Genomic DNA, 5,202 nt, shown 5'->3' with positions numbered 1-5,202 from the left:
GCCATGCTCACCACCTTCAACGAGGTGGACATGAGCGCGGTGATGGCGCTGCGGTCCAAGTACAAGGACGTCTTCGAGAAGAAGCATGGCGTGAAGCTCGGCTTCATGGGCTTCTTCACCAAGGCGGTGACGCATGCGCTGAAGGAGATCCCGGCGGTCAATGCCGAGATCGACGGCACCGACATCATCTACAAGAACTTCGCCCATGTCGGCGTCGCCGTCGGCACCGACAAGGGCCTGGTGGTTCCGGTGGTGCGCGACGCCGACCAGATGTCCATCGCCGAGATCGAGAAGGAGATCGGCCGGCTCGGTCTTGCCGCGCGCGACGGAAAGCTCTCCGTGGCGGACATGCAGGGCGGCACCTTCACCATCTCGAACGGCGGCGTCTATGGCTCGCTGATGTCGACGCCGATCCTGAACGCGCCGCAGTCCGGCATCCTCGGCATGCACAAGATCCAGGAGCGGCCCATGGTGGTCGGCGGTCAGATCGTGATCCGCCCGATGATGTATCTCGCGCTCTCGTACGACCACCGCATCGTCGACGGCAAGGAAGCGGTGACCTTCCTCGTGCGGGTCAAGGAAAGCCTGGAGGATCCGGAGCGGCTGGTGCTCGATCTCTGAGGGTGGCCAGATGGCGGCTCGCGGCCGGAGCGGTGAATGAGAGCTCGTTTTCGTGGCGTCGCCGGGTCGGTTCTGCTTGCAGCGAGCATAGTTTTCGTCTCGGCTGACGCCCATGCCGCCTGCCCGATCCAGCTTGCCGTCTACGGCGAGGCGCAGAGCGGCGCCGAGGTCGACTTTACGCCGACCGGCACCTCGGCGACGACCACCAATACTTTCCGGATGATCCTCGACAACAATGTCGTGCTCGACGGCATCGCGATGTGGACCGAGGGCGGCGCGGCACGGCCACATGGCTCACTGATGTACAAATGCCCGGGCGGCGACGCCACCGGCGAGGAACTTGCCGCCTGCACGGTCTGGGAAGGCATCATCTACAGCGCGGATGAGAAGGGCAGCATCGGGCTGCTGCCGGCCGAAGGCGCCGATGCGCCGAAGAGCCTGATCTTCCCGGATCTCGGGCCGTCTCTCGAAATGTCGGCCGCGCACGCTGACCAAGGCTCTTCGGGCGGCAGCGGCTTCTCCAAAGTGCCATGGGACGTCTTCGTGCTGAAGGGCTGCCAGGAATGAGTGCCGAGAAGAGGACATTGCTGGTCACCGGCGGCAGTCGCGGCATCGGCGCCGCCATCTGCCGGCAGGCTAGCCAGGCGGGTTATCGCATCGCGGTCAACTACGTCTCCAACAAGGCAGCAGCCGATGCGCTGGTTGCCGAACTCAAGGCAATGGGCGGCGATGCCTTCGCGGTCAAGGGCGACGTCGCCGACGAGGCCGATGTGATGGCGATGTTCGAAGCGGTTGACCGTGCTTTCGGTGGGCTCGACGCTTTCGTCAACAATGCCGGCATCGTCGACGTCAAGGCGCGCGTCGACGAGATGAGCGCCGATCGGCTCGAGCGCATGATGCGCGTCAACGTGGTCGGCTCCTTCCTCTGCGCCCGCGAGGCAGTCAGGCGCATGTCGACCCGCCACGGCGGCAAGGGCGGCGCGATCGTCAACATTTCGTCAGCTGCCGCAAGGCTCGGTTCGCCCGGCGAATATGTCGACTACGCCGCCTCCAAGGGCGCGATCGACACCATGACCATCGGGCTCGCGCGTGAAGTCGCGACGGAGGGTGTGCGCGTCAACGCGGTCAGCCCCGGCATCACCGACACCGATATCCATGCCTCCGGCGGTCAGCCGGATCGCGTGGCGCGGCTGCAGGACATGCTGCCTATGAAGCGGGCGGGCACCGCCGACGAAGTTGCCGGCGCGGTTCTCTACCTTCTGTCGGACGCGGCTTCCTATATAACGGGCGCGATCCTGAATGTGAGCGGCGGCCGCTAAGAGGCCGCGAAAGAGGAAAATTCCATGGCTTATGACGTCGTAATCATCGGATCGGGCCCGGGCGGCTATGTCTGCGCCATCAAGGCGGCGCAGCTCGGCCTGAAGACGGCGGTGATCGAGAAGAACCCGACCTTCGGCGGCACCTGCCTCAACATCGGCTGCATCCCGTCGAAGGCGCTGCTCTACGCCTCCGAGATGTTCGCCGAAGCCGGCCACGCCTTCGATACGCTCGGCGTCGAGGTTGGCGCGCCCAAGCTCAACCTGAAGAAGATGATGGCGCACAAGGACGCGACGGTCGCCTCCAACGTCAACGGCGTCGCCTTCCTGTTCAAGAAGAACAAGATCGACAGCTTCCGCGGCACCGGCAAGGTGGTCGGCGCGGGCAAGGTTTCGGTGACCGGCGAGGACGGCAAGGTCGAGGAGATCGAGACGAAGAACATCGTCATCGCCACCGGCTCCGACGTCGCCGGCATTCCGGGCGTCAAGGTCGACTTCGACGAGAAGGTGATCGTGTCCTCGACCGGCGCGCTTTCGCTGGCCAAGGTGCCGGCCCACCTCGTGGTGGTCGGCGGCGGCGTCATCGGGCTGGAGCTCGGCTCCGTGTGGGCGAGGCTTGGCGCCAAGGTCACGGTCGTAGAGTTCCTCGACACCATCCTCGGCGGCATGGACGGCGAAGTCTCGAAACAGTTCCAGCGGCTGCTCTCAAAGCAGGGTTTCGAATTCAAGCTCGGCGCCAAGGTCACCGGCGTCGCCAAGGCCAAGAAGGGCGCCAGCGTCACATTCGAGCCGGTGAAGGGCGGTGCGGCCGAAACGATCGAGGCGGATGTCGTGCTCGTCTCCACCGGGCGCCGCCCCTATGCCGACGGGCTCGGCCTCAAGGAAGCGGGTGTCGAGATGGATGAGCGCGGCCGGGTCAAGACAGACGCGCATCTGAGAACCAACGTGCCCGGCATCTACGCCATCGGCGACGTCATCGCCGGGCCGATGCTCGCCCACAAGGCCGAGGACGAAGGCGTGGCGGTGGCCGAGACGATCGCCGGCCAGGCCGGCCATGTGAACTATGACGTCATCCCGAGCGTCGTCTACACCAGCCCCGAAATCGCTTCGGTCGGCAAGACCGAGGAAGAGCTGAAGAAGGCGGGCATCGAGTACAAGGTCGGAAAGTTCCCGTTCAGTGCCAACGGCCGCGCGCGCGCCATGCTGCACACCGACGGCTTCGTGAAGATCCTGGCCGACAAGCGCACCGACCGCGTGCTCGGCGTCCATATCGTCGGCTTCGGCGCCGGCGAGATGATCCACGAGGCGGCGGTGCTGATGGAGTTCGGCGGCTCGTCCGAGGACCTCGCCCGCACCTGCCATGCGCACCCGACCATGTCGGAAGCGGTGAAGGAAGCGGCGTTGGCCACGTTCTTCAAGCCGATCCATATCTAGAGGACGCGCCGAGCGCGCCTGCTTCGTCATCCTGCGCTCAAGCCCGAGGATGACGAAGTCGCGATAGCCCAAACAAAACGGCCCGCCGAAAGGCGGGCCGTTCGCTGTTGAAATGCCGTCCGATTATTGGGCCGGTGCCGGAGCGGGCGCAGGTGCTGGGGCTGGGGCAGGCGCCGGTGCTGGAGCAGGAGCCGGTGCTGGAGCAGGGGCCGGCGCGGGCGCAGGAGCCGGAGCGGGCGCGGGTGCCGGCGCAGGTGTTGCAGGCGCCGGAGCTGGCGCCGGTGTGCTGGCGGCAGGGGGCTCAGCAGGGGCCGGGGCATGCTCGCCGCCGCTTCTGCCAAAGACATAATACGCAACGACGGCCAGGATAACGACGACAAGCGCAATCAGCCAGCCGCTGCCGCCGCCGCCCGATTGAGGGGTATCGTTTGGATTCGCCATAATATGTGTCCTCCTTGGAATGAAAGTAACAAATAACAGCCATCAACGCACGGATCGCGCAACGGGTTTCACGCGGACGGAACGGAAAGCGCTGAAAAACCGGCGTTTTCAGGCCGTCAGCCGCCAGGCGACTCAGTCGACAGCGGTAACAATATACCCTGCCTTGCGGAAATCCTCGACCAGGCCGTCGGGACCGGGCAAATGCAGGGCGCCCACCGCGATGAAGACATTGCCCTTGGCAAGGATGGGCCCGGCGTGCTCCGCCATCACCTTGTTGCGGCTGGTGATCATCGTCTCTTCGAACGCGGCGTAGCCGGCCGGGTCGTTGTCGGCGCCGGGCAGCAGGGCTTTGAAAAGCGGCCAGAACATGCCGATCTCGCCGCGCTGGTAGAGCACGATCATCGTCTCGTTGACGTCGTTCACCTTGTCGCCGAGCCGCATCGTTTCGACCAGGCTTTTCATATGGAAGGCGAGCGGCAGCGAAGCCATGGCTCGCAACTGGTCGGCGGCTGTCTCCAGCCCCTCGACGTCCTTTCCGGATGCCTTGGCTTCCGAAGCCAGCTTGACGTCCAGCACGGGAGCGCCGCCAGCCTGGCGCGCCACCTCGCAGGCCGGCAGCGCGACCATCGCCGATAGGATCCACGGCTTCATCTTGGCGACGGTCAGGTGCGGAATACCGCGCGCGTCGAGCCCCTTGTTCAAAACGTCCGCGTCCTGCGGCGACAGCAGCGAGGACAGCGTGGTGTTGTCGGTGAACATCATCAGGCCGGGCTCCGAGGCCAAGGCAGCCATCATCTTGGCCTTGTCCAGGGCGTCGGTGGTTTCGATGACGATGGTGTCGGCGCCATCATAGGCTTTCTGCGCAGCGGCCGTCAGCGTGGTGACGCGCGTGTCGGTCATGTGCATGGTGCCGAAGAGGTATGACGGTCTTTGGCCCGGCTTTTCCAGCTTCCAAAGCAGGCCCTTGCTGTTCGGAACGGCATCGGCTTCGGCCTCCACCTTCTTGAAGGTGGCGGGATCGCTCTTCTCAAGCGCGCTGAGCATATCCGTCCCGCCGCAGGCGGAAGCCTCGGCATGCGCCCTGCCGGCCAGCAACAAGACGACGAGGAAAGACAGGAAAAACAGCACGTTGAGCGCGACGAGCAGCTTCAACGAGACGGCGGCCGCGCGGTCGGCGATGGCGATGACGCGTTTCATGGGGACTTCTTAGGGGGAAAAAACGGCAAAACGGTTAACCGGGAGAATGAAATTGTTCCCGGTGCGCTCAGCTTTGGCGTTGGCTCGGGTTTCGGACCGAATAACCTTGACGATTGGCTGAAACGCCCATCGCGTCGTCATTCTAGGGTCTGCGCGCGTCGCTTCGCTCCTTGCTCCGCCCTAGAATGACGAA

Annotated in this window: 5 protein-coding genes; 4 read left to right on the top strand and 1 reads right to left on the bottom strand. The window is 64.7% G+C overall.

What is annotated here, in order from left to right:
* From sucB to lpdA, 4 genes are all read left to right on the top strand, one after another.
* On the top strand, positions 1-621 hold a 621-nt coding region (gene sucB, locus Q0L57_RS05560; protein ID WP_296739228.1), incomplete at its 5' end, for a dihydrolipoyllysine-residue succinyltransferase.
* 36 nt (positions 622-657) lie between these two features.
* Positions 658-1,188, top strand: a complete 531-nt coding sequence (locus Q0L57_RS05555; protein ID WP_296739227.1) for a hypothetical protein — start codon at positions 658-660, stop codon at positions 1,186-1,188.
* Positions 1,185-1,940: an SDR family oxidoreductase gene (locus tag Q0L57_RS05550; RefSeq protein WP_296739224.1), complete on the top strand. Its 756-nt coding sequence runs from the start codon at positions 1,185-1,187 to the stop codon at positions 1,938-1,940. Before Q0L57_RS05555 ends, Q0L57_RS05550 begins: the two co-directional genes overlap by 4 nt.
* A gap of 24 nt (positions 1,941-1,964) precedes the next feature.
* Positions 1,965-3,371, top strand: coding sequence for a dihydrolipoyl dehydrogenase (lpdA, locus tag Q0L57_RS05545; protein ID WP_296739221.1), 1,407 nt, complete (start codon positions 1,965-1,967; stop codon positions 3,369-3,371).
* A 573-nt stretch (positions 3,372-3,944) separates the two neighbouring features.
* Here the strand turns inward: lpdA and Q0L57_RS05540 are convergent.
* The gene (locus Q0L57_RS05540; protein WP_296739219.1) at positions 3,945-5,009 is read right to left on the bottom strand and encodes a TraB/GumN family protein; all 1,065 of its coding nucleotides are present in this window, start codon (positions 5,007-5,009) and stop codon (positions 3,945-3,947) included.
* Positions 5,010-5,202 lie beyond the last annotated feature (193 nt).

Origin of the sequence: Mesorhizobium sp. (assembly GCF_024509055.1) — a bacterium.
Lineage (GTDB): Bacteria > Pseudomonadota > Alphaproteobacteria > Rhizobiales > Rhizobiaceae > Mesorhizobium.
The sequence above is the reverse complement of the archived record's forward strand: the minus strand, read 5'-3'. Positions and strand labels throughout refer to the sequence as shown.